Raw genomic sequence first — 790 nt, 5'->3', positions numbered from 1 at the left:
CCACCAAAGCTCCATCCGCCAAAGGTCGCTGTAAGCCCTTGGCATCCTCCCAGGGCGCGCGCATCCACACGTCGCGTTCCTCCGCCGTGGTCAGGACCACCGGCATCGCCTTGGGATGTACCGCGCCGACCTCCGCGTTCGGATCGGTGGTCAGGAAGGCGAAAAGGTCCGCCGTCTCCCAGCCGGTCTTGATTTTGCGAACGCCCTGCCACCCCATCAGATGAAGGCCCGCGAAAAAACCGAGGGGCTCGGCATCGTCACCCGCCATGCGGAACCAGACCGGCCGATAGCGTCCCTCGGCATCGCGTCCCGGCTCGCTGAAAGCGGTGAAGGGGACCAGACACCGGTGGTCCGGCCCTAGCCACGGTTTCCAGTGCGCCGACGCTGTGTTGCGGACGTTTGTGGTCCCGCCGTCCGGCTCCATTTTCAGCAGTTCCGCGAAGGCCTCCGCTGACACCTCTTTGCCCTTGGCGCGCATCTTGTCCGCGCGCTTGGACGCGGCATCCAACAGGGCCTTGCGAGAGGACGGCAACCCCCATCTCGCGGTGGTCAGGATCGGTTCGCCGCCGTCCAGTCTCACGATGGGAGCGAGGTAGTCGGGGTAAAGGTCGCGCGGCTCCAGATTGCCCACGTCCGACCGCGTGGCCCGCGCCAGGTCCAGGATGGCCTGCGGCCCTTTGCGGAGGCTGTAGAGGTTGCACATAGGCCGAGGCTTGCACAGTCGGCCACCGAAGGGGAGTCTGGGCTGCTACGTTGAAAGCGGACATTCGGAATGACCGCTCCCGACCCA

The 790-nt window shown here is 65.9% G+C and carries 1 protein-coding gene; it reads right to left on the bottom strand.

From position 1 onward, the window contains the following. A partial coding sequence (locus ACP7AS_RS13095) for an SOS response-associated peptidase family protein (protein WP_426029299.1) occupies positions 1–703 on the bottom strand: 703 nt, incomplete at its 3' end. Positions 704–790 lie beyond the last annotated feature (87 nt).

This window comes from Brevundimonas sp. TWP2-3-4b2 (genome assembly GCF_049897345.1).
Classification (GTDB): Bacteria; Pseudomonadota; Alphaproteobacteria; order Caulobacterales; family Caulobacteraceae; genus Brevundimonas.
Note: the sequence above shows the minus strand (reverse complement) of the source record. Positions and strands in the feature narration are given on the sequence as shown.